This is a genomic window from Lacticaseibacillus sp. 22, from assembly GCF_055413445.1.
In genome coordinates this window covers 1-3,003 of sequence record NZ_JBVAYD010000056.1, presented here as the reverse complement: position 1 = coordinate 3,003, position 3,003 = coordinate 1, and the positions used below count along the sequence as shown (strand labels likewise).

Below are 3,003 nucleotides of genomic sequence, written 5' to 3'. Positions count from 1 at the left end.
CTTCGAAATACGGAACTTAAAAGATGCAAAAGGTAAACTGCGATCTCGGCCACAAAACACAAATTATTACTTCCGTGAAGCGATTACGTGGTCAAAAATATCTAGCGGAAAGATATCCTTTCGACATGTTCCTGTCGGCTCATTGTTTGATGTTGCGGGGACAAGCTTATTTTCGAATGAACCTTATAAATTAGAGATATTGTTAGGGTTCTTAAACTCAAATACTGCAATGGATATATTGGCCTTTCTATCCCCAACACTGAACTATGAGATTGGACAAATTGCCGCGTTACCAGTGCTTCCCAACAAAAGAGAATTTCTAGTTCGTAATTTGACGAGGGATAATGAACAAATCTCTAAGAGTGACTGGAATGTTTCAGAAGTTTCTTGGGATTTTTGGTATTTCCCATTTGTTGAATACATCGCTGAGCATCATCGAAATTGGACAATTGAAGCTGCGTTTAATCAGTGGAAGGAAGAAGCTGATAAACGTTTTAACCAACTGAAGGCAAATGAAGAAGAATTAAACCGAATCTTCATTGATCTTTACGGGTTACAGGATGAACTTAGTCCTGAAGAAGAAGATAAAGATGTGTCTGTCAGGCGTGCCGATCTGTCGCGTGATATAAAAGCGTTTATGTCGTACTTTGTTGGTTGCGTTTTTGGTAGATACTCGATTGATACACCTGGACTGGCCTATGCAGGTGGTGACTGGGATGATAGCAACTACAAGACCTTTCTTCCGAATGAAGATGACGTAATTGTCTTAACTGATGACGATTATTTTGGAGATAATCGAGACGTTGTAAATCGTTTCAAAGAATTCTTGTCTGCCACGTTTGGAACCGAACATCTCGATGAAAACGTGCAGTTCATTGCAGACGCATTAGGCAAGCGAGGGAGCAGTTCCGAAGAGATAATACGCGCCTATCTTCGAGACGATTTCTTTAAGAAAGATCATTTGTCGACGTATCAGAAGCGGCCGATCTATTGGGAACTTAATTCTGGCCGGAACGGCGGTTTTAAAGCCTTAATGTACCTTCATCGATATGACAAGAATACCATGGCGATGATTCGAACAAAGTATCTTCACCCGTTGCAAGAAGCTTACGAGCGTCGACTTGATCAATTGAAGAGCTTCGAAGCGAATGAACAGCAAACTCGGCAAAAGAATGCTATCAAAAAGCAGATTACAACGATCACCAAGCAACTTGACGAGCTAGTTAAGTATGATGAAAAGTTGCAACATGTTGCGAATTTGCATATAGATCTTGACTTAGATGATGGGGTCTTGGTAAATCACGCAAAGGCACAGGCGGACACAAAGATCTTTACGCCACTTAAATGAGCACACAAATGGGCGATCTGTGTTGATCGCCCATTTGTGTGCCAAGAAATGTGCCAATTAAATTGCTTGCAAAATGGATAGGATTTTCTCGTTATCTTGTGTTTCCAATTCCTTGATGACATGCAAATAAGTTGCTTGTGTCGTTGTAATGTTACTATGGCCCAAGCGTTTCGATACCGATAGGACACTAACACCTTGGTAAAGAAGGATTGATGCGTGTGTGTGCCGCAGTCCGTGGAAAGTAATCCGCGGTAGTCCGAGTGATTTTAACTTCTGAGTCAGTACTTTGTTTATCTCTGCGCTGACTAGAGAATGACCGTTGGAAGCAAAGATCGGGGTTTGGGACGATTCTGGATTATGTAGCTCCAAGAAATGTGCCAGTTTCATAATTGACGCGGGGTTTAGTACAACTGATCTAACTGACGATGTATTTTTTGTTTTTTTAAACCCCGTATGATACTTGTAGTCCCAAGTTTTATTGATCGAAATTTCGCCACTAGTAAGATCAATATCTGACTTGGTTAATCCCAAGACCTCGGCATACCTCATGCCGGTCACTGCTGCTATATAGATGATCATTTGTTCTGTGTTTGAAGTGTCCAGTCCTTGAATGAGCTGTCGCCATTCTTGATAATCTAGTGCACGCTTTGTTGCCGAAATTGGACGGCCTGAGATAATTGCCTTGCGTGTTGGATCTAAATGAATAATTCGTTCGTCCACTGCATCTAACAACGCGGCACGGATTTGTTTATGGAAAGCTGCTACTGTCCTAGGAGCATGATTCTGTGCGAAGATATTTAGTCGTTCCTGATACAGGGTACGTGTGAGGTCACGTAGGAGAATGCCTCCGAACAGCTGCTTAATATGGCTCAGGGTATTTTCATATTTGATAAAGGTAACTGCCGTGACGGAATTCTTTTTGTAGAGATGAATCCAGCGGTCAAAGTATTCAGATAGTGTAATGGCTCCGGCCTGATATTGCTTTATATCAAGATAAAACGATTTGACCTGACTGGCTGCAAGCTCAGCGTCTGACTTACGCGGGAACCCTGACTTGCGAAGTTTTTTGAACTTTCCGTCTAAATCTTTGTAGGAAATTTCATATTGCCATACCTTACCTCGTTTTTGATAACTTACCATGAAAAATCAACCTCCTAAACTGAATTGGCACATATTTGCCACAAAACTCAAATAAGGTCAAGAATTTTGCTGGAGGTGATTTCTGATGCTCAGCGATATATTCGACCAATGGAGACTTTGAAAAGTTCCACGAGTTCTCGAATGTATCCCAATCATTTCTCGTAACGTCAACGCTTTCTTTTGACAGACTGTTCACTCTAGGATCTTGGGAAGAGATTATCGGCATTAAGCTGACATAACCAATGCTCGCATGTATCGTCGGATTTAGCAAAGACATAATAAAGTTCATCACTTTAGTATTGGAAAACGCAAGTATTTTTTCTAAAATGTCTCTTTTTAATGAGAAGAGTGACATTCCTACCACATCGAAGATCGAGCCGGACTCTCTATACCTCATGCTGAAGTGTCCACTAGTTACATCAGACCACGTAATCGCTTCACGGAAGTAATAATTAGAGTTCCGAATAACTGAACGTTGCTTGCCATTTGCAAAGGTAAAATGCTTTATTTCAAAA

Annotated in this window: 2 protein-coding genes and 1 pseudogene; 1 reads left to right on the top strand and 2 read right to left on the bottom strand. The window is 41.1% G+C overall.

All coding sequences use genetic code 11. The features are described from left to right. Positions 1–1,348, top strand: a 1,348-nt coding sequence (gene pglX / locus ACWP87_RS13650; RefSeq protein ID WP_180530726.1) for a BREX-1 system adenine-specific DNA-methyltransferase PglX, incomplete at its 5' end; no start/stop codon positions are given. Between the two features lie 57 nt (positions 1,349–1,405). Here pglX and ACWP87_RS13645 read toward each other — a convergent pair. Both ACWP87_RS13645 and ACWP87_RS13640 read right to left on the bottom strand, forming a co-directional pair. Beyond that, a complete protein-coding gene (locus tag ACWP87_RS13645) occupies positions 1,406–2,488 on the bottom strand; it encodes a tyrosine-type recombinase/integrase (protein WP_014569897.1) in 1,083 nt (360 codons plus the stop codon). After that, positions 2,463–3,003 (bottom strand): annotated as a pseudogene (locus ACWP87_RS13640) (BREX-1 system adenine-specific DNA-methyltransferase PglX); the annotation flags it as partial. The pseudogene ACWP87_RS13640 and the gene ACWP87_RS13645, both read right to left, overlap by 26 nt.

Excerpts from the sequence above, each read along its gene's own strand:
- ACWP87_RS13645 (WP_014569897.1), bottom strand. The coding sequence starts at position 2,488 with ATGGTAAGTTATCAAAAACGAGGTAAGGTATGGCAATATGAAATTTCC.